The 20,330-nt window shown below is 44.1% G+C and carries 17 protein-coding genes; 6 read left to right on the plus strand and 11 right to left on the minus strand.

The genetic code is table 11. The features are described from left to right. Positions 1-233 precede the first annotated feature (233 nt). The 6 genes from fbpC to DD616_RS11495 form a co-directional block, all read right to left on the minus strand. Positions 234-1,289: a ferric ABC transporter ATP-binding protein gene (gene fbpC / locus DD616_RS11470; protein WP_017044718.1), complete on the minus strand. Its 1,056-nt coding sequence runs from the start codon at positions 1,287-1,289 to the stop codon at positions 234-236. 17 nt (positions 1,290-1,306) lie between these two features. Further along, a complete protein-coding gene (locus DD616_RS11475; protein WP_026027999.1) occupies positions 1,307-3,403 on the minus strand; it encodes an ABC transporter permease in 2,097 nt (698 codons plus the stop codon). Positions 3,404-3,512: 109 nt separating this feature from the next. Continuing rightward, on the minus strand, positions 3,513-4,547 hold the full coding sequence (locus tag DD616_RS11480; RefSeq protein WP_013856874.1) for an ABC transporter substrate-binding protein: 1,035 nt from the start codon (positions 4,545-4,547) through the stop codon (positions 3,513-3,515). Between the two features lie 126 nt (positions 4,548-4,673). After that, entirely contained in the window at positions 4,674-6,005 is a 1,332-nt protein-coding gene (uhpC, locus tag DD616_RS11485; RefSeq protein ID WP_208871700.1) for an MFS transporter family glucose-6-phosphate receptor UhpC, read from the minus strand. 87 nt (positions 6,006-6,092) lie between these two features. Then, positions 6,093-7,712, minus strand: coding sequence for an MASE1 domain-containing sensor histidine kinase (locus DD616_RS11490; RefSeq protein WP_017050507.1), 1,620 nt, complete (start codon positions 7,710-7,712; stop codon positions 6,093-6,095). An 8-nt stretch (positions 7,713-7,720) separates the two neighbouring features. Further along, positions 7,721-8,356, minus strand: coding sequence for a response regulator (locus DD616_RS11495; protein WP_013856877.1), 636 nt, complete (start codon positions 8,354-8,356; stop codon positions 7,721-7,723). A 236-nt stretch (positions 8,357-8,592) separates the two neighbouring features. Here DD616_RS11495 and DD616_RS11500 point away from each other — a divergent pair, with 236 nt between their 5' ends. The 3 genes from DD616_RS11500 (at position 8,593) to cobB (ending at position 12,656) form a co-directional block, all read left to right on the plus strand. Continuing rightward, positions 8,593-10,182 (plus strand): ABC-F family ATPase, encoded by a 1,590-nt coding sequence (locus DD616_RS11500; protein WP_017042874.1) that lies wholly within the window; start codon positions 8,593-8,595, stop codon positions 10,180-10,182. Positions 10,183-10,528: 346 nt separating this feature from the next. After that, entirely contained in the window at positions 10,529-11,749 is a 1,221-nt protein-coding gene (locus tag DD616_RS11505) for an ammonium transporter (RefSeq protein WP_019281009.1), read from the plus strand. A 169-nt stretch (positions 11,750-11,918) separates the two neighbouring features. Beyond that, complete coding sequence (cobB, locus tag DD616_RS11510; protein ID WP_013856880.1) at positions 11,919-12,656, plus strand: Sir2 family NAD+-dependent deacetylase; 738 nt, start codon at positions 11,919-11,921, stop codon at positions 12,654-12,656. Positions 12,657-12,687: 31 nt separating this feature from the next. On the opposite strand, the gene DD616_RS11515 is transcribed toward cobB, so the two are convergent. From DD616_RS11515 to potA, 5 genes are all read right to left on the minus strand, one after another. Continuing rightward, complete coding sequence (locus tag DD616_RS11515; RefSeq protein WP_013856881.1) at positions 12,688-13,725, minus strand: extracellular solute-binding protein; 1,038 nt, start codon at positions 13,723-13,725, stop codon at positions 12,688-12,690. Between the two features lie 125 nt (positions 13,726-13,850). Then, complete coding sequence (locus DD616_RS11520; protein WP_029388221.1) at positions 13,851-14,885, minus strand: extracellular solute-binding protein; 1,035 nt, start codon at positions 14,883-14,885, stop codon at positions 13,851-13,853. A gap of 106 nt (positions 14,886-14,991) precedes the next feature. Continuing rightward, positions 14,992-15,762 (minus strand): spermidine/putrescine ABC transporter permease PotC, encoded by a 771-nt coding sequence (potC, locus tag DD616_RS11525; RefSeq protein WP_013856883.1) that lies wholly within the window; start codon positions 15,760-15,762, stop codon positions 14,992-14,994. Then, positions 15,762-16,619, minus strand: a complete 858-nt coding sequence (potB, locus tag DD616_RS11530; protein WP_026027331.1) for a spermidine/putrescine ABC transporter permease PotB — start codon at positions 16,617-16,619, stop codon at positions 15,762-15,764. Before potB ends, potC begins: the two co-directional genes overlap by 1 nt. Continuing rightward, a complete protein-coding gene (gene potA / locus DD616_RS11535) occupies positions 16,603-17,739 on the minus strand; it encodes a spermidine/putrescine ABC transporter ATP-binding protein PotA (RefSeq protein ID WP_010320264.1) in 1,137 nt (378 codons plus the stop codon). The genes potB and potA overlap by 17 nt, the downstream gene beginning before the upstream one ends. Positions 17,740-18,058: 319 nt before the next feature. On the opposite strand from potA, the gene DD616_RS11540 reads away from it, so the two are divergent. From DD616_RS11540 to DD616_RS11550, 3 genes are read left to right on the plus strand one after another with little or no spacing between them, the layout of a single operon-like run. Beyond that, entirely contained in the window at positions 18,059-18,850 is a 792-nt protein-coding gene (locus DD616_RS11540) for a DUF2189 domain-containing protein (protein WP_026028002.1), read from the plus strand. Continuing rightward, entirely contained in the window at positions 18,843-19,649 is an 807-nt protein-coding gene (locus DD616_RS11545) for a glucosaminidase domain-containing protein (protein ID WP_208871701.1), read from the plus strand. The genes DD616_RS11540 and DD616_RS11545 overlap by 8 nt, the downstream gene beginning before the upstream one ends. Positions 19,650-19,651: 2 nt before the next feature. Next, positions 19,652-20,314, plus strand: coding sequence for a DUF2987 domain-containing protein (locus DD616_RS11550; RefSeq protein ID WP_208871702.1), 663 nt, complete (start codon positions 19,652-19,654; stop codon positions 20,312-20,314). Positions 20,315-20,330: the final 16 nt, after the last annotated feature.

Genomic DNA, 20,330 nt, shown 5'->3' on the forward strand with positions numbered 1-20,330 from the left:
GTACAGACAAGTTAAACTCATTGATTGAGCATCACTCGCCCATTTTTAGTGGCGACAAACCAAGTTAAGGATGATAACCCAACTCATGCCTTGGTGCTAACTGGCTGATGATTATAACCAATCTCACTTGCGCGGGTGGATCTTTTTCATTGCTCTCGTTAAGTTGTTCATTGCTCTCACTAAGACACAAACGCCTCCATTAGTTTGGAGGCGTTTGGTCAAGCTAGGCAGTATTAAGCATCTTCAGGTAGTAGGAATAACCCCACGGGGTTGATCGTCAGGTAAGGGTGATCAGCGTAACTGGGGTCAAATTGTGACGAGTTGAGTTGCAGTAACAGCTCTTTGTTGTGCCATTTAACCAACACTTCATACATCGACCCCATGTAAGCAATACTGGTAATTTGACACTGTTGGCAGGCATCACCGTCCGCGCAGAGCAAAATAGCTTCTGGTCGAACACCAATTTGATAATTCCCCGCAGGCAAAGCCGTGACACTGTCATCATTAGCGGGGATCTTATAGCCATTGATGATCAAATATTCACCATCATATTGACCTTCAAAAATATTGGCTTCGCCCATAAAGTTGGCCATGAACATCGAGGTTGGGTGCTTATACAGTTGAGTTGGTGACCCTTGCTGCATGATGTCGCCATCTTTCATCACAATCACAGTATCAGAAACGGCAAAGGCCTCCGCCTGATCGTGCGTCACATACAAAGAGGTGATATTAAAACGCTGTTGCAGCTCTCGAATAGTTTCACGCATGCTGCGTCTTAAATTGGCGTCCAAGTTACTGAGCGGCTCATCGAATAGCAATACCTTAGGCTTAAGCACCAACGCGCGAGCGAGCGCTACTCGCTGTTGCTGACCTCCTGAAATTTGGTCAACGTAACGTTCTCCAAAGCCTTCTAAATCTACTAATTTCAAGGCTTCATCCACTCGCTGTTTTACTTCATCTTTACTCAAGCCAATCATTCTTAGGCCGTAACCTACGTTGTCATGTAAGGAAAGGTGAGGAAACAGAGCGTAAGATTGAAACACCATGCAGATGTCACGTTGCTGGATGGAGGTACTCGTGACGTCTTCACCATCAATAAAAATTTGGCCGCTGGTTGGTTTTTCGAGCCCTGCGACCAAACGCAGCACGGTCGTTTTTCCACATCCTGAAGGGCCGAGCAGTGTTACAAGGCTGCCTTTTTTGATTTCTAAATCCAAATTACCAATGACGGTTTTATCGCCAAAACGCTTGCAGACATTCTTTAAAACAACAAAGTTTTCATTTTCCATGGTGATATCTCCAATGGTTATTCTTGGTTATTGGCTTTAGAACGAGAAACACGTGCCTCGCCAACGATAAAATCAAAAATTAAAATAATAGCCAACATCACAACAATCAAAATCGAGCCATATGCGATCGCAACGCCATACTCACCATCTTCTACACGATTCAGGATGTAAGACGTTGCCACCCGTGTTTCTGGTGTCACCAAGAAAATAATGGCGCTGACGGTCGTCATTGCTCGAACAAAGCTGTAAATCAGTGTTGAGAGAATTGCTGGTCGTAATAACGGCAACAGAATATGAGTAATGGTTTTAAAGGAGTTAGCCCGCAAACTAAGTGACGCTTCATCGAGCGATTTATCAAGTTGGCCTAGCCCTGCAATACCTGCGCGAATACCTACTGGCACGTTACGCATCACCATGGAAATCACAACAATGGCCGCGGTACCGGTGAGGTAAATAGGCGCATCATTAAATGCAAGAATGTAAGATACCCCCGCCACGGTACCCGGAACGGCGAAGCAAAGCATGGTTGCAAACTCAATCACTTTCTTACCGTAAAATTGCTGACGGACAACGATATACGCAATCAACAGACCAAAGAAGGCGGTTAATGGAGCTGCAACGCCGGCATAAATCATCGTCGTGATAAGTGATGGCCAAGCACCTTCACTCATTCCCATGCCAAACAGATGAATATAGTTTTTAAGCGTTAAACTGTAATCTACACCCCAGTTCACGGTGAAGCTGCCGAAGATGATGCTGCCATAAAGCAAGATGTTAAATGCCATCCAAAAATAGAGCAGTGCCGAAACCGTATGTTTAAGTAAGGTAGGCAGCGCTTGCACATCGCCACGATATGATTTGCCGGAAATGGTGACGTATGAACGCTTTCCTATCCACAGATATTGGACAACAAAGATCGCCAACGAAAATAGCAGCAAGACGGCCCCAAGTGTGCTGGCGGAAGCGTAATCTAATTGAGCTCCTGCGATGTAGAAGTAAATCTGAGTGGCTAACACATCGAAACTGCCCCCAAGTACAAGCGGGTTACTGAAGTCGGCCAGTGATTGGACAAAGATGATTAAGAAACTGTTGGCCAAAGCAGGTTTGAGCAATGGCATGACAATTTTAAAAAAAGTTTGATAACGATTGGCTCGAAGTGTGTAGGACGCCTCTTCCAGTGATGGATGTAGGGATTTCATCGCGCCATCTAAAATCATGAATGACATAGGAGCAAAGGCGAGCACTTGTGCCATCCAAATGCCTGTAAAACCATACAGCCAGTTTGTCTGTTGTAACCCAAACCAATCCACCATGAGTTCGGTGATATAACCGGAGCGCCCAAGCATTAAAGTCACCCCAAGCCCAACGACAAAAGGGGGAGTCACAATGGGAAGAATAGAAAAAATTCGCGCAATGAAAGCGGAGCGAGTGGCAATGCGTGTGGTATAGATAGCAAAGATCAAACCAAAGAAAGTGGCACCTATACCCACAGATACGCCAAGCAGTACGGAGTTCCAAACAATTTGTATGATCTGCGCTCGGCTCAAAATTTCAATGAATTGCCACGCAACAAAGTTCCCCATTTCATCTTGGAACATCGGTACAAAGATGGCGATACTCGGAAAGATAATAAAAATCGTGATCAAGAGAATAATCGAGATCAGAGCACCAATCACGAAGCTGTCACCGCCCAAAAACTCAAGACGAGCCAATGCCAATGTCATGACAGCACTTAAGGCAATAAATAGTGCAATGGTTGAATAACCTAAACCTTGCTGGGTATACCAAGAGCTGACCAACACGAAAAACATGCATGCCGCTGAATAACCGATATCAAAATAGTGACGGTGTTTGGCGTACTTATTACCTGCATAGCAAGGGCGAATGAGAAGTACACCCGGAAGCGCAAACCATAACCAAGAAATATTGGCACGGCTCCAACCCATAGCGGCATAAAACTCTTGCGATGTTGAATCAAACACTCCGTAATCAAGTGCAAAAGAGGGCAACAGCACAAACGCACACAATAACGTCAGGATCCAATAAAAAATTGGGTCCCTATGCGAGGTTTTTAGCGGCCGATGTGGTGCAGTGCCTGCTGTAAATTCATTCATTTTTCTGTACCAAAGTTGTTTGTAGCCACACGGTGATAAGCCTGGTATTGGCTTTATAAAAAGGGCAGTAGGCACTGCCCATCGAGGCTAAGATAAGGGAATGCGTTGGCTATTCACCCATTTTTACGACATTAACCCACTTATTAATCAATCGCTTACGTTCATCAGAGGATCCATAGGTATCCATGTCATAGTCGATCAAGGTTAACTTTTTAGGGTCGAGGGCGTTGGGGGATTGTTCCGCTTGAGTGTTAGTTAAAATTTGGAAAGATTGACCTTCTTTCCATGCCAGCTCTTGTCCTTCTTTTGACATGACCCAGTCAACAAACCGTTTCGCGTTATCAAGGTTACGCGACCCTTTGATAATGCTCACACCACCAATTTCATAACCTGTACCTTCACAAGGAGAAATCAGCTCCAGCGGTGCTCCTTTCGATTGTTCGAGTGAGTAGTCATGCAAAAAACCAATACCAATCGCAATTTCACCACGCGCTGAGTTACGTGAAGGGGTAACACCTGATTTGGTGTATTGAGAGACGTTTTTGTCGAGTGCTTTGAAATAATCAAAGGCTTTATCTTCATCCCAAAGTTGAATGAAGGTGGCTAATGCGGTGTAGGCAGTCCCCGAACTTTGTGGGTCAGAGATTTGAATCTCTCCTTTGTATTCAGGTTTGGTTAAATCATTCCAGCAGCGCGGGATCGGTAATCCTTTTTCAGCCAAACGTTGAGTGTTCACCCCAAAACCTAAAATACCCATATAAACGGCCGAAGAGTAGTTCCCTTTGCGTTTCGCTGGATCTTTAAATCCATCCATAATGAATTCAAGCTGCGGAGATTGGTAAGCGTGTAAGAGATCCATTTCACCCGCCTGTGATTGAGGATCCAACGTGCCGCCATACCAAACATCCGCGCGTGGGTTCTTCTTCTCTGCTTCGATTTTGGCCAGCGTGCTGCCAGAGCCATTGCGAACAAAAGAGGTTTTTACGTCATATTTATCAGAAAAGGCTTTAGTCGCTGTCTCGCACATGGCGTTAGTGGCACTGCAATAAACCACGAGTCGGCCTTCAGCAAATGCTTGAGGCGCGGCAAGCGAAGCACCGAGAATGCAGGTAGCAAGTACACTGCGAGGTAATCTATCTTTCATGTCTGTTTCCTCTTGTTATTTTCATTACTTAACGTAGACGTAGGGCAGCGTTAAGTTTCATCACATTCCTGTGATTTCGTTTTTGCTGCATGACACAGCGAAATCAGAAAACAACGTGAGGAAAGGTTATGACATAGTGACGGCATTCCCTGCACGCTGCTGCGCTTTTAAAAAGGGCAAAATCAGTAATCCAATCAGTGCGGCTGAGAGGGTAATGACACTGAAAAATCCTTCCCAACTAAATTGTTCAATAATGACAGCCAATGGGTAACTGGCTAACGCTGCACCAAGATAGCCAAATAAGCCGACAAAACCGGTCGCGGTTCCAGCCGCATCCTTGTGCGAACATTCAGCGGCGGCCATTCCTATCATCATTTGCGGACCAAAAATAAAAAATCCGATGGAAAAGAAGCAGCCCGACAACACCACAAAGTTGTCAATCGGTGTTAGCCATAACGCGGCCACTGAAATGAAAATGCCTAGCGCAAAAATCAAGTTCATCGGCGCTCGATTGCCTTTAAAAAATTTGTCCGAGCCCCAACCACCAAATAGCGATCCTAAAAATCCTCCGACTTCAAACATCGATACGGCAGCGTTGGCCGAAAAAAGCTCATAACCATGCCGTTCAGTGAGGTATAAATTACCCCAATCATTTAGCGCGATACGCACCACATACACCAGTAGATAGGAGCTACATAACAGCCAAATGTACTTATTCCCTAGCACGTAACGACTTAAAATTTGGCGAAATGGCAGCCCTTTACCTTCAGACTCATGGCGCTTTTCTAATTCATCGTTACGCCACTCACCCACTGGGGGCAACCCTAACGTTGTGGGCTTATCTTGCATGCGAAAGCAGAGCACTAAACCAACGATGATCGCCAAGCAACCCGGTGCAATAAATCCGTACCGCCAACCAAAAGTCACAGCGATAAAACCAATGCTGATCGGAATGAGTGCGCCACTTAAATTGTGGCAAGTGTTCCAGATAGACCACCAAAACCCACGTTCAGATCGGGAATACCAAGTGGTGAGCAATTTAGCGCACGGCGGCCATCCCCAACCTTGGAAAAAAGCGTTCAATGTCCAAAGCACGGTAAATGCGGCTAGGGAAGAGCTCAAACCAAACAGCACATTGATCACGCCCGTTACAACCAGCCCCAAACCCATGAAGTAACTCGGTTTTGATTGGTCGCTGACCATGCCAGAAACAAACTTTGACAAACCGTAGGTCATGTAAAAGAGCGTACCAAGCAGACCAACATCGGAGTGTTCAAGCCCGAGATCAGTGAGCATCGCAGGCATGGCAAAATTGAGACTTTTGCGTGTGAAATAAAACACCCCATAGCCGACGTACATCGATAACATTAAATGCAAGCGCCAGTAACGATAGGTTGCATCAATGTCCTGTGGTTCTATAGGTGCTGATGTCGGTTTTGAAATCAGAAAACCCAGCATGCTTTGTTTCTCCCTAGTGCTAAGAGATGGTATCGGAGTGATTCACCAAATGAATGAGACAAAGTTATAAGTGCCTAGGAAATTTTCCTAGTTTGTTGATATTGTGAGCGGTTTTGTGGGCAAGTTAACAGTTATGCGCGTCCCAAGCGGTATTTGGCTACGCTGCGATTCAATTAAAAATGTGCCACCCAGTGCGCTGACGCGTTCTTCGATGCCGAGTAAGCCTTGGCCTTTGCTGCGCCAATCGGAAGCTAAACCAATGCCATTATCACGTAGCTCGACACTGAACATGTCACCGGGAACAAGGCTTAATTGCACGGCTGATGCTTGTGCATGTTTGCACACGTTATTAAGCAGCTCTTGAATAATTCGATACAGTGTAACGGCCGTAATGTCATCTAAACGCTCTGCAAAAATTCCGAAATTCAGACGAAAATCGACGTGTCGTTCCGCAAATTTCATTTCACTTGCAAGCTGCCGAATTGCACTCTCGAGCCCCAATTCATCAAGCGCATGAGGGCGAAGCTCGGTTAATAATTGACGTGTCGATGAGTGAATTCGTAGCGCGAGCGTGTTGATCGTCTCAGCGATGTTGGTTTGTTTTTCATTTTGTGCCAAGCGACTAGCGAGCATGGATTGGATCTGTATCGCGGTGATATTTTGGCCAATTTCATCATGCAGTTCGCGTGCAACTGATTTTCGGATTTGCTCTTCAACCTTGACTAATTGCCGAGCCAGTTGCTGTTTGTTCGCGAGTTCGATTGCCAGCTTTTGGTTAATTTTAGCTAAGCGTTGCGCCAAGAAATATTGACGGCTAATCGCAATACCAAGCCCTAAACCAACAAAAGCCTGCGTCGCTATAAAACTTTGTAGTTCAATATCGGATTCAAATGAACCTGTCATTTGCCGTGCCGTAGCAAGTAAAATACTGTTCATTAGACTAGCCAATACGCCGCCTTGCCAACCGTATTTATAAGCCATAAAAATATTGGGAAGCAGGAAAATGAGCAGGGCGATCGGTTTGAGCTGCTCTAGCAAGGTTAACTCCGCGATCAATCCGCCACTAAAAAAAAGCAAACACCACAGCAACGCAGAGGGGCGAAGTGTTACGTCCTGATGGATGAGATCGGGTGACAGTGGTCTCCAGATCTGCTGATGTAGATAATCGTACAGGAGAAATAAGAACGGAGTGAGCAGTATACCGCCGGTCAGAGCTGAAACGGTCGCTTGTGCCACGTAATGCAGTTCGAGGTTGAGCGGTTTGACCAACAGCAAAACCGAGCTTCCACATAAGATGCCGTAAACGACCGTCAACCCGGTAAGCGCCAACAGTTTTTTCCAATAAACGTGCAGTGATGTCCAGAGAGATTGAAAGGCAATCGCCAGCCAATAAGCGATCAATGCAAACAGCAGTAATAGATATTCATGAGCAGCGATAGCCAACACATGCCCGAGCAACGCCACTATAGCCATTTCGCATAAAGTGATCCCAAGCCAAAAACGACGCGGTGCAAGAGCGAGTGTGGCCAGCTTTAAGCCTGTGGGCAAAAACAGACCAGCCAGCAATAAATCAGGAGTTAAGTAGCGGCTGATGTTCCATAAACAAAACCAACCAATTGAATACAAAACGCATGCAAATGCATAGCTAAAGCCAGAGGAAAGAGACAACCGAGGTAAAGCTTCAGAAAATCGATGATGAAAATGCATAGTCGCTTCTATAACGTCTCGTTAACCAACAGTTGGTGAGTAATAGCAAAGCGGATGAGATCCACATTGTTGGTAAGCCCCAGTTTGCTTAAAATATTTGCCCGATGCACGTGAATCGTTTTGTGGCTAATTGATAAATCGTAACCAATCTCTTTGACGTCTTTGCCTAAAATCAGGTGATCAAACACCTCTCTTTCGCGTTTAGTTAACCCTTCAAGGACAGATGGCGTACCTGAAGCATTGCTTAGGTTAATTAAGGCATCGGCACACAAATAGCGATCACCATTAGCCACGGTACGAATGGCGCTCACTAACTCTCCAGGCCCACAACGTTTTGATAAATAACCACAAGCGCCAGCTTCTAACGCTTTACTGACAAAGGACGCTGAATCATAAATAGAGAGAATGATGGCTTTAAAGTCCGGCTGAGCGCGGCGCAGTTTCTCTAACAACACAAGCCCACTTTCGTCGGGCATTGAAATGTCGATAACTGCCACATCGATAGAAGCGTTCACCAGCGCACGAAATGCTTCGCGCGCGCTACCATACTCACTGTGGACATGAATGTCTGGTTCAACCGATAACAGTTGTGCAAAACCAGAGCGAACCATGAGGTGGTCATCCACCAAAGCAACTGAAATCATACGAGTATCCTATAGGTTTGCAGTGATAGTCGCAGATGTATCAATAAGTATCAAAAACCAGCGCAGGGGATGTGATTGCTCTCTCGAAACTTATGATCAGTGGCAGGTAGGCATTAAATGAGCGAGTTACTCGCACTACGAGGGCAGTGAAACAAAAACATCGCTTGCAGTTCGAGCCTTGAACAAGTAACGTTGCGCAGTTTTTTATACAATTCACATTTATTAAGGTACTGGTTTTGATCTCCACCGCGAATATCACTCAACAATTTGGCGCAAAGCCTCTGTTTGAAAACATTTCCGTTAAGTTTGGCGAAGGTAATCGCTATGGCCTGATTGGCGCTAACGGTTGTGGTAAGTCAACATTTATGAAGATTCTAAGCGGAGAGCTTGAACCTTCGAGTGGTAACGTTAGCTATGATCCTAACGAACGCGTGGCGAAACTGAATCAGGATCAATTCGCTTACGAAGAGTTCACGGTTATCGACACGGTAATCATGGGCCACAAAGAGTTGTGGAAAGTTAAACAAGAACGTGACCGTATCTATTCTCTGCCTGAAATGACCGAAGAAGATGGCATGAAGGTTGCGGATCTCGAAACTGAATTCGCGGAAATGGACGGCTACATGGCCGAGTCTAAAGCCGGTGAATTGTTGCTTGCAGTGGGCATTCCTCTTGAACAGCACTTTGGTTTGATGAGCGAAGTGGCACCAGGTTGGAAACTGCGTGTGCTATTGGCGCAAGTTTTGTTTGCTGAACCACACATCATGCTGCTTGACGAACCAACCAACAACTTGGATATGGATACCATTCGCTGGCTAGAAGATACGCTAAACCAACGTAACTGCACCATGATCATCATCTCGCACGACCGTCACTTCTTAAACAGCGTATGTACACATATGGCTGACTTGGATTATGGTGAACTACGTCTTTACGCGGGTAACTATGACGAGTACATGACAGCGGCATCGCAAGCGCGTGCTCGTCTGCTCTCTGATAATGCCAAGAAGAAAGCACAGATTGCTGAACTGCAAACTTTCGTTGCACGCTTTTCTGCGAACGCATCTAAAGCGAAGCAAGCGACGTCACGAGCTAAGCAGATTGACAAGATCCAATTGGACGAAGTTAAAGCGTCTAGCCGCCAAAACCCTTTCATTCGTTTTGAACAATCGAAAGAGTTGTTCCGTAACGCGTTAGAAGTTGAAAACCTTAGCCAAGGTTTTGAAAACGATCTGTTCAGTAACTTCAACGCCATTTTTGAAGTGGGCGAACGCGTAGCGATCATTGGTGAAAACGGCGTCGGTAAAACGACACTGCTTAACACCTTAGCGGGTGTACTTGAGCCTCGTAGCGGCAGCTATAAATGGTCTGAAAACGCGAACATTGGTTACTACGCTCAAGATCACGCGCACGATTTTGCCGAAGATATGAACCTGTTTGACTGGATGAGCCAATGGCGTCAAGAAGGGGATGACGAGCAAGTGATCCGCAGCTTCTTAGGGCGCATGTTGTTTGGCCAAGATGACATCAAGAAATCCGTTAAGGTCATCTCTGGTGGTGAACAAGGTCGTATGTTGCTTGGTAAGCTAATGATGCATAAGCCAAACATGCTGCTGATGGATGAGCCAACTAACCACATGGACATGGAATCGATCGAATCACTCAACACGGCGTTGGAGAACTACAAAGGGACTCTGTTCTTCGTATCTCACGACCGCGTATTTGTGGACTCACTGGCAACGCGCATCATTGAAATCCGTGATAACAAACTGACCGATTTCAAAGGCACTTATGCTGAATTCTTGAAATCTCGTGGCGTAAACTAATCCACGGTTTACTCTTAAGAAAAGGCTTCCTGCGGGAGGCCTTTTTAATGCCTGCAATCTGGAACGAGCCAAAAAATAGAGTGCATTAAAATGGAGCGCACGTTCCAATTTGGTGCGCTTCTTATGAATGCGTTTATTCTTCCATCATGCAACAACTCCCTTGATATTTATATAATTCACTCTATTTCAATAAGTTATTTGATATTGAAAAGTTATTGATTCATTTGTTTATTTTGGAATGTATTTTGCTTTAAGGCTGTTCAATACCAATAACTCACTATATTGGTGAGAAAATAATCAAGTAGCACAGGATTGGTGCACAACATTTCAATGGAGAATCACTAAGATGACTCAAACCGTAAGTCAGGTTCAAGGTGCCGTACAAGCCCTGACTCAAAGTTCTGATACGCTATTTTTGCTGCTCGGTGCAATCATGGTGTTTTTAATGCACGCCGGATTTGCCTTTCTTGAGGTGGGGACTGTGCGTAAAAAGAACCAAGTGAACGCGCTGGTAAAAATTCTCGCCGATTTCGGTATTTCTACAATCGCCTATTTTTTTATCGGTTACTGGATAGCCTACGGCGCTCATTTCTTTGCTGATGCACAAACCCTTGCCCAAGGGAACGGCTATCATCTAGTTAAGTTCTTTTTTCTATTGACGTTTGCCGCCGCTATTCCTGCTATCGTTTCTGGAGGCATTGCCGAGCGCGCTCGGTTTTACCCCATTCTCATTGCTACTTTTTTCACCGTTGGGTTTGTTTATCCGCTGTTTGAGGGAATGATTTGGAATGGCAATTATGGCGTGCAAAGCTGGTTTGAAGCTCAATTCGGTGCTGCTTTTCACGATTTCGCTGGTTCGGTGGTCGTGCATGCGGTCGGCGGATGGATTGCACTCATCGCTGTCATGTTTCTAGGAATGCGTAAGGGAAGAGTACGTGCAGGAAAGCACACCAACTTTGCTCCATCCAACATTCCGTTCCTAGCATTGGGCGCGTGGATTCTTTGTGTGGGCTGGTTTGGTTTTAACGTCATGTCAGCGCAAACATTAAATGGAATTAGTGGATTAGTCGCGATGAACTCTTTAATGGCCATGACTGGTGGTATTTTAGCAGCGTTAATTGTCGGAAAAAATGACCCTGGCTTTATCCACAATGGTCCTCTAGCGGGATTAGTCGCGGTGTGTGCAGGATCGGACTTGATGCACCCACTGGGTGCCTTAGTGACGGGAGTGGTAGCGGGTGCTTTATTTGTTTGGTTGTTCACTCAACTACAAAACCGAACGAGAATAGACGATGTATTAGGTGTATGGCCATTACATGGTGTTTGTGGTGCATGGGGTGGGATTGCCGCTGGTATTTTTGGCCAATCATCACTCGGCGGCCTAGGTGGTGTCAGCCTCGCCGTTCAACTACTAGGAACCTTATTGGGTATTTCAGTGGCAGTATTAGGTGCTGCAATCGTTTATGGCTCTCTCAATGTATTGACTGGATTGCGTTTATCTGAAGAAGACGAATTTAACGGCGCAGATTTGGCTATCCATAAAATCTCCGCCATTAACGAAGATTGATTACATATAGACCGAAGTCGCGGGGTATTTCGGTCTATTTCATAGCTCGGTTTATGTCACAGAAAATAAGCAATCAATGGCCATTTTATACTATGGTCTAACCCTCAAAACTACTGTTGTTATTGCATCGGTGCTAAGCTAGCAAAAAAGCGTGCAATAAGGACATAGTATGAATTTCCCTTACAAGAATATCGTGATCCTCACGGGGGCAGGCATTTCAGCGGAATCAGGCATCAAAACATTTCGTGCTCAAGATGGGTTATGGGAAAACCATAAAATAGAGGATGTCGCGACCCCTGAAGGTTTCGCACGTGATCCCGATCTCGTACAGGATTTCTATAATCAGCGTCGTCGAAAACTCCAATCTGAATCAATACAACCTAATGCCGCCCACATCGCGCTTGGTAAATTAGAGCAAGAGCTAGAGGGAAACGTAACGATTATTACGCAGAATATTGATAACCTTCATGAGCGGGGTGGTAGCAAACAGGTGATTCATATGCACGGTGAGCTGCTTAAAGCACGCTGCAGCGTTTCTAACCAAGTAATAGAGCATAAAGACGACATTCTGAGCGGAGAGCTTTGTCATTGCTGTCAAATACCAGCTCAAATGCGACCTCATATTGTTTGGTTTGGCGAAATGCCACTGCGCATGGGCGATATTTATTCAGCACTCGAGACGGCTGATCTTTTTATCTCTATCGGTACATCGGGCGTTGTTTATCCTGCTGCAGGCTTTGTTCATGATGCCAGAATGCATGGCGCACACACCATTGAGATCAACTTAGAACCGAGTGCCGTTGAAAGTGAGTTTGAGGAAAAACGTTACGGTAAAGCCAGTATTGAAGTTCCGCGGTTAGTGGAAGAGATATTAGGGTTAGAAATGCCAAAAAAGAAACACGCCTAGAGTAGGCGTGTTATCTAAACATTGAATATGATCAATTATTTACTTTGAGCTTCTGGAAGTATTCGTCGTACAACACATTCGCTTCTCCCACCTCATCTTGCCAAAACCCGCTGTCCATCACAGATTGTGGAGGGAAGATATTAGGATCATTGGCGAAAGATTTGGGTAACAGTGAATAGGCTGTTTTAACGGGAGTTGGGTAACCAATTTCTAATGCGATTTTTGCTGCATTCTCAGGACGCAATAAGAAATCAATCATCTTATGAGCCGCATCAACGTTTTTGGCCCCAGCCGGAATGGATATGCTATCCATCCAGAAAATCGCGCCTTTTTCTGGCCAAATAATGTCAATTGAAGCGCCTTCTTGGCGGGCCATATACGCCGAGCCATTCCATAACATACCTAAAGAAACTTCACCCGCTAAAAAAGGGTTTGCCGGAAAGTCGGAGTTGAACACTAACACGTTTGGAATCAGTTTTTTAAGCTCTTCATAGGCCGCTTTAATTTCGTCAGGATCCGTCGTATTAGGTGAGTAACCAAGCTTACTCAGTGCAATATGGAACACCTCACGAGCATCGTCCATCATCATCAACTGACCTTCCCATTTGGCATCCCATAAGTCGCCCCAGTTTTTGATCAGTGATTTATCAAGCATATCGGTATTAATACCAATCCCCGTTGCGCCCCAGATATAAGGGATAGAAAATTTGTTGTTTGGGTCGAACGATTTATTGAGATAGTTAGAATCAAGATCAGCAAAATGAGAAAGCTTAGCGTGGTCAATCTCCTGCAACATGCCTTCTTTACGCATTTTAGAAACAAAGTAGGTGGATGGCACGACAAGATCGTAGCCGGAACCTTGAGTTTTTAACTTGGCATACATGCTTTCATTAGACTCATAGGTTGAGTAAATGACTTTAATTCCTGTCTCTTTGGTGAAATCTTCGAGAACGTCGTGGGGGATATATTCAGACCAGTTGTAAAAATAAAGCTCTTGATCTGCAGCCATTGCAGGCGTAGTGAATAGAGTTGCTGCGCAAATAGCGCCAGCATACAGTGTGCTTTTCATTACGTTTCCATTTTAGTCGGTGCCAAAGCTTAACTAGGCAAGGGTGCGTGATACGAAAGTGCAAAGTATACCAGTTTTAACGAAAATAGGCAGCTAGTGCTGCCTATTTCATACTTTTTGCGGAATTATTGACCCGCTTTTAACTTCATAAAGTAATCTTCATACTGCACAGTTTTTTCACCAACGGCAGATTGCCATTCAACACGATCTAAATCATCTTGAGATGGGAAAAGAGCAGGGCTGTCTTTAAATTTCTCATTAGACGCTTTCACGCCGGTTAAATAACCCGTGTCGCGAGAAATTTGTTCTGCAATTTCTGGACGTAGCAAGAAGTCGATCATCTTATGTGCGGCTTCTACGTTTTTGGCACCAGAACTGATAGCAAAGTTGTCAACCCAACCGATACCGCCTTCTTTAGGGAAAACAAGCTTAATTGGCAAGCCTTCTTTTTGCGCCGCTGCAGCAGAGCCATTCCACAGCATACCTAAGCCAACTTCACCAGAGAGGTAAGGAGCGGCAGGGTTATCTGAGTTAAATACCAATACATTAGGCATTAGTTTTTGCAGCTCAGCGTAGGCCTCATCAATTTGCTTTTCATCCGTAGTGTTACCTGAGTAACCTAACTTACGAAGGGCAATGTGGAATACCTCACGAGTATCATCCATCAACATTAGTTGGCCTTTCAACTCTGGGTTCCATAGGTCACCCCAGCTTTGGAAATCATTGGGATCATACATATCGGTATTAACCGCAAGCCCAGTGATAGCAACCACGTGTGGAATTGAATAATCATTATTTGGATCGTAAGGTTTATTCAAATAGTTGTTATCAAGGTTTTTAAAGTTGCTTAATTTAGACTTATCAATCTTTTGTAACATACCTTCATCGCGCATTTTAGAAACGAAGTAGGTGGATGGAACAACAAGATCATAACCTTGGTTGTGAGTTTTTAGCTTTGCATACAGGGTTTCATTCGATTCATAAGTTGAATAAATGACCTTGATGCCGGTCTCTTTCGTAAACTGCTCTAGAAGACCACTGTTAATGTACGGCCCCCAGTTCATGAATACTAGTTCCTTGTTTTCATCCGCTGTTACTGCTCCAGAGAACAAAGAAAGCGCACATGCACTACCAGCTAATAGAGTAGCCCATTTTTTCATTGACGTTAGCTCCAAACCAAACGTTGCCTATTTTTAGGCGTTAGATAGAAAAACAGAATGACGATTTGTCATTCTGTTTCGCGTAATGTATTACAAGATGTCGATTCTACTTCACTTTTTCCCTTGCTAACAACTGTGATGTGATTACTAGAGCCAATGAGACAACTAACATCACGGTCGCCAGAGCGTTAACTTCTGGGGAAATCCCAACTTTAACCATAGAATAAATCTTCAATGGTAAAATTTCGTAAGTAGGGCCGGTTACAAACGAGCTAATGATCACATCATCTAATGACAGTGTGAAACTCAGCAACCAACCAGCCGCAACTGCCGGTTTCGCTAATGGCAAAATGATTTTGGTCAAAATCACCCATTCGCCAGCACCGAGATCTTTGGCAGCTTCGAGCATCTTTACATCAAATCCGTTGAGGCGACTGTAAACAGTCACAACAACGAAAGGTAAGCAGAATGTAATGTGTGCAATCAACAAAGTAAGAAAACCTAGCTGAGCACCTAACACTAAGAATAGCGCAAGTAGCGAAATTGCCATGACAATATCTGGGGACATCATCACAACAAACAACATACCATTAACTGCACGTTTACCTTTAAATTGATAACGAAAAAGGGCTACAGCAGTTAAACTGCCAATCAGCGTCGCTGCTGTGGCTGAAAAAACCGCTACATTCAGCGAGTGCCATGCGGCCTGAACTAAGCTGTCGTTTGCAACTAAAGCGTGGTACCACTTGGTAGTGAAACCGCCCCATTTAATACCAAATTTGTTGTCATTAAATGAGTTTACAATCAGCACTATGATCGGTAGGTATAGAAATACATACACTAAACTCATAAAGCTAAATCTAACTGTTTTGCCCATTAGTCTAGCTCCACTTTCTTATTCAATAACTTACCAGCACGATAGTATGCATAAAGCATTACAGCCATCGCCAGAGTCAAGGCAATGCTGGTCGCGGCGCCAAATGGCCAATCACGAGCATTCAATACTTGGCTCTTAATCACGTTACCAATCAGTAGGTTTTTCGCGCCACCGAGTAAGTCAGCAATATAGAACATACCTAATGCTGGCAGTAACACCAATAAGCAGCCCCCGATGATACCCGGCATGGTCAATGGCAACACTACCTTCAGCAAAGTTTGAAGCTTATTTGCCCCTAGATCTCTCGCGGCTTCAATGTAAGTATCGTCCAATTTTTCAATAGCAGAATAGAGCGGAAGAATCATAAAAGGCAGCAAGATGTAAACCAAGCCAATCATTACCGCTGTCTCGGTGTACATAATACGCAGTGGTTTGTCTATGATGTCTAAAGCCATTAAAGCTTGGTTTAGGATGCCTTGCGTACCCAGCACTATTTTTAATCCGTAGGTACGGATAAGAGAGTTCGTCCAAAAAGGAACAATCACCAAAAACAGCATAATTGGACGCCATTTTTGTGGCATTTTTGCGACAATGTAGGCAAATGGATAACCAATAACCAAGCAGAGAAGGGTAGCCACAATTGCCATATAGAAAGAGTGCATGAGCACTTTGGCGTAAAGTGGATCCAATAAGCGTGTATAGTTATCAAGCGTGAAGGTCATTTCAATTAAGTTGGCTTCATCGCGAGTCAAAAAGCTAGTACCAATGATCATAACGTTAGGGATTAGCACAAACAGCACTAACCACCCAACAATCAATGTGATAATAGCATTTTGAAGATTAAGCTTCTTGCTCATCATCGAGTACTACCTCCCAGCTTTCAACCCAAGTGATAGCGACTTTCTGGCCGAGAGAATGGTCCACATCAGGATCATCTTCGTTAAAGAATTCGCTAACCGTCACGCGCATGCCTGATTCTTCCAATTCGACTACAGATTCTAGAGTCATGCCTTTGTAGGTACGTTCTGTCACGTGCCCAACAATGCCTTTTTCTTCTGACTCTTTAATCTCTTCGATGCGAAGATCTTCAGGACGCAGCAAAACTTGTAGTTTGTGTCCGGGTTGTACATTTTGATCGTGGTAAACCACCGCTTCAACACCTTCGATATGTGCACGAATACGCTTATCATCAATTCGTTCAATCGTTTCAGCATTAAATACGTTGATCTCACCGATGAAGCGAGCAACAAATAGGTTTTTAGGGTCTTCGTAAATTTCACGTGGAGAGCCATCTTGCTCAATTTTCCCTTCACGCATAACAATAATGCGATCCGACATTGATAAGGCTTCTTCTTGATCGTGCGTAACGAAGATAAAGGTGATCCCAAGCTGACGTTGAAGCTGCTTAAGCTCCATTTGCATCTGCTTACGCAGTTTATAGTCAAGCGCGGATAAAGATTCGTCAAGCAACAGAACCTTAGGTTTATTAACAACGGCACGCGCGATAGCGATACGTTGTTGTTGACCACCAGAAAGTTGACTTGGTTTACGCTGGGCCATCGCGTCGAGGCGTACCATCCGCAGTGCTTCCATCACACGGGGTTCAATGTCCGCCGTTGGCACTTTTTGCATACGCAAACCAAACGCGACATTTTCAAATACGGTCATATGTGGGAAAAGTGCATAGCTTTGAAAGACGGTGTTAACGTGTCTCTGTTCAGCAGGAACTTTTGTAACATCTTGATTATCAAGAGTAATTGAACCTTGATCTGCGGTTTCAAAACCTGCAATCATTCTTAGTACTGTTGTTTTACCACAGCCAGAAGGACCAAGTATCGTTAAGAATTCGCCATGATTAACATCAAGGTTTAGGTTGCCAATGATTTCCTTACCATCGAAACTTTTACTGATACCAGAAAGACGAACTACTGGTTTTCCTACTGATTTTTTTACGTTCAACGTCTGTTTTTCTCCCACCTTGGTCTATAGGGATGCCTATCTTACGACCTGTCGCTATACACAATTGAGGCGCGCATCATAATCACCAAAAGAGTGAATTCAAAGCGTTTTCTTATATTGATACAGAAAAAGTTTTGTAGGTAGCAGTAAAGATTGATTACCATACAGAACTAACTAACTGTTCAATGCTTTCAAGTGGTTAATTATCAACCAAACACATAATAATGCAAGATCAGTTTAGGCTTCTGATTTTGGACTAGAGTGTATTGCAGTATAATGACAATAACTTTGTGACCCAAATACAGGCAACTTGCTTTTCCGTTGCCTAGGACATTTTATGAATAATGATATTGAAAAAGATTTCAATTTAGGCGGTAGTGTAGAGCATGCGCTCAAGGGAGATTACGAGCTAAAAGTCAACGCCGTGCTCAAAGAGGCATGGGATTGTACGATCAAGCAATTTATCTCCTTTTCTCCTTCCATCGTGATTCTTTTATTTGTGCAGCTTGCGATCTTCTATATTGCTTTAAAATTGCAACTGGGTGATCCATCACTAATCTTGGATGCGTTAGAAACACCAGAAGCTTTCACAGGCAATATTGTACAAGCTATTTTTGTGGCTAATTTTAGCTATGAGGTCGTTAGTGCACCTATTTATGCTGGCGTGAGCTTAATGGCGATGAGTCATGTCGCTGGGTTAAGAACACAGCCAAGACATATAGGTAAGGGATTACAGTTCACCATCCCAGTGATTTTAGCAACGCTATTCAGCTTATTACTGCAAGGTGTAGCAGGAATGATTTTCCCATTGCTATCAATGTATTTGAGTATTGCGTTTAGCCAATCCATCTTATTGATCTGCGAAAAACGGGTTCCACCTATGCAATCACTGCTATTATCCTTACGCGCAGTCAATAAAAAAATCGTTCCTATTGCCGTGATTTATTCCGTGATCATGCTGATGTTCGTTGCCGCCGCGCTCTTTTATGGGATAGGTTTCATTTTTGTATTACCTTTCTTCTTCCATGCTAAAGGGATTATTTATCGCAATATGTTCGGCATCAAACTAAAGATCATAGCGACTAATCAATCCGACAATAATCCAAATTCTCAGGTGTTCAATGCGTAAAATAATCTTACTTACCGCCATCTCGCTCGTGGTTGTGAGCTGCAGCGTTTATTACGTCAAGCAAACCTCAACCGAGACGACTTACAAAAGCGACATTCCATCTTTGCAAGGTGCAAGAGCTATTGGCAAAGCGCCTGACTTCTCAACCATAGATGATGTGAATGAGAAAAAGCATGCTTTTTTTTCTTTCTTAAAACCAGGGATAGCTTGGGAAAATTTACGTGTTTTGCGAGAGCGTGAAATATTAGAGAGGATTGCACAACATCATCTAAGCAATCAGATAGCCAAAAGTGACTATAGTGAGGCGCAAAAACTCTCTAAGCGATATGAAGTACCGATTCCTGCGGAAGGCATCACTAGCGCCTGGTTAGAAAACATGCTGCATCGAGTTGACGTTTTACCCGAAGCGTTAGTCTTGACCCAGGCAGCGAATGAATCGGCTTGGGGAACCTCTCGCTTTGCAACTGAAGGAAACAACTATTTCGGTCAATGGTGTTACAGTGTAGGGTGTGGGTTGGTACCTTTGCAACGAGTGGAAGGTATGACTCACGAAGTGGCGAGTTTTGGTTCTGTTCAAGAGTCAATCCACGGTTACTTCATGAATGTTAACCGCAACTCCGCTTATCATGATTTACGAGAGATTCGTTTTCGATTAAGAAAAAATAATGCCGATTTATTGAGTGCTGACAGTGCCATGGAGATGACCAATGGCTTACTGAAATACTCAGAGCGCGGAGAAGCTTATGTGCAAGATCTTCAATCTATGATGCGTCACAATCAGCCTTTCTGGACAGAATAATAATGAAAAAAAGAACGCTTACCTTATTACTGACAACGTTATGCTTTGCTAACGCATTTCCCGTTAACGCTCAAGAGTATATGTTTACATACTCCAAGTTGTTTTCAGCAATGAAAAATAACGTGAAAGAAGAGTACCCCAATGTCAAAGTCGCTTATTATTTCCTTAATGCCAATACCAAGCAGCTCTGCTCAATAGAGAAGGCTTGGATGGAAAAAGAAAAGCACTATGAAGCGTTGAAAGTCAGTAGCAACCACGAACTACTACTTCCTTTAGACGATCATTTACGGCAAGCGAATCCGTTAGTGTTTGTCGATACTCCTCAAGATATGCGTTGTGACTTTTCGACTGTTGTTATGGCAAAAGAACAGTTCAAAGGAGAAATATCTTACCAACAGGTCGCCATCTTATTACCTCAGATGCAAAAATTACTGGAAGAGCTCGGCGGGATGTTTGCGAGTTGGTTCACACCCGATGTTTCTGGTGTCACACTCGAATTTGCCAATAATTTGAATTCGGCCATTCAGTTGAGTAACGGCGAAACCATTAACATAGAAAATGGCAAAGCCCAAGTGGATCTCAGTCAACTGGGTGAAGGTGGATCGATGCAGTTACCACAAGAAACGGTTCGCGTGTTACCTTATCTTCCCAAAGCGAAACATTAGACATGTTGGGCTAATA

Origin of the sequence: Vibrio anguillarum (assembly GCF_003390515.1) — a bacterium.
GTDB classification, from domain to species: domain Bacteria; phylum Pseudomonadota; class Gammaproteobacteria; order Enterobacterales; family Vibrionaceae; genus Vibrio; species Vibrio anguillarum.

Coding starts and splice junctions, on each gene's coding strand:
- potC (WP_013856883.1), bottom strand. CDS start 15,762: ATGGGCAAAACAGTTAGATTTAGCTTTATGAGTTTAGTGTATGTATTT.
- DD616_RS11490 (WP_017050507.1), bottom strand. CDS start 7,712: ATGCATTTTCATCATCGATTTTCTGAAGCTTTACCTCGGTTGTCTCTT.
- DD616_RS11480 (WP_013856874.1), bottom strand. CDS start 4,547: ATGAAAGATAGATTACCTCGCAGTGTACTTGCTACCTGCATTCTCGGT.
- fbpC (WP_017044718.1), bottom strand. CDS start 1,289: ATGGAAAATGAAAACTTTGTTGTTTTAAAGAATGTCTGCAAGCGTTTT.
- DD616_RS11540 (WP_026028002.1), top strand. CDS start 18,059: ATGAATAATGATATTGAAAAAGATTTCAATTTAGGCGGTAGTGTAGAG.
- DD616_RS11515 (WP_013856881.1), bottom strand. CDS start 13,725: ATGAAAAGCACACTGTATGCTGGCGCTATTTGCGCAGCAACTCTATTC.
- DD616_RS11545 (WP_208871701.1), top strand. CDS start 18,843: ATGCGTAAAATAATCTTACTTACCGCCATCTCGCTCGTGGTTGTGAGC.
- potB (WP_026027331.1), bottom strand. CDS start 16,619: ATGAGCAAGAAGCTTAATCTTCAAAATGCTATTATCACATTGATTGTT.
- cobB (WP_013856880.1), top strand. CDS start 11,919: ATGAATTTCCCTTACAAGAATATCGTGATCCTCACGGGGGCAGGCATT.
- DD616_RS11550 (WP_208871702.1), top strand. CDS start 19,652: ATGAAAAAAAGAACGCTTACCTTATTACTGACAACGTTATGCTTTGCT.
- DD616_RS11495 (WP_013856877.1), bottom strand. CDS start 8,356: ATGATTTCAGTTGCTTTGGTGGATGACCACCTCATGGTTCGCTCTGGT.
- DD616_RS11505 (WP_019281009.1), top strand. CDS start 10,529: ATGACTCAAACCGTAAGTCAGGTTCAAGGTGCCGTACAAGCCCTGACT.
- DD616_RS11475 (WP_026027999.1), bottom strand. CDS start 3,403: ATGAATGAATTTACAGCAGGCACTGCACCACATCGGCCGCTAAAAACC.
- uhpC (WP_208871700.1), bottom strand. CDS start 6,005: ATGCTGGGTTTTCTGATTTCAAAACCGACATCAGCACCTATAGAACCA.
- DD616_RS11520 (WP_029388221.1), bottom strand. CDS start 14,885: ATGAAAAAATGGGCTACTCTATTAGCTGGTAGTGCATGTGCGCTTTCT.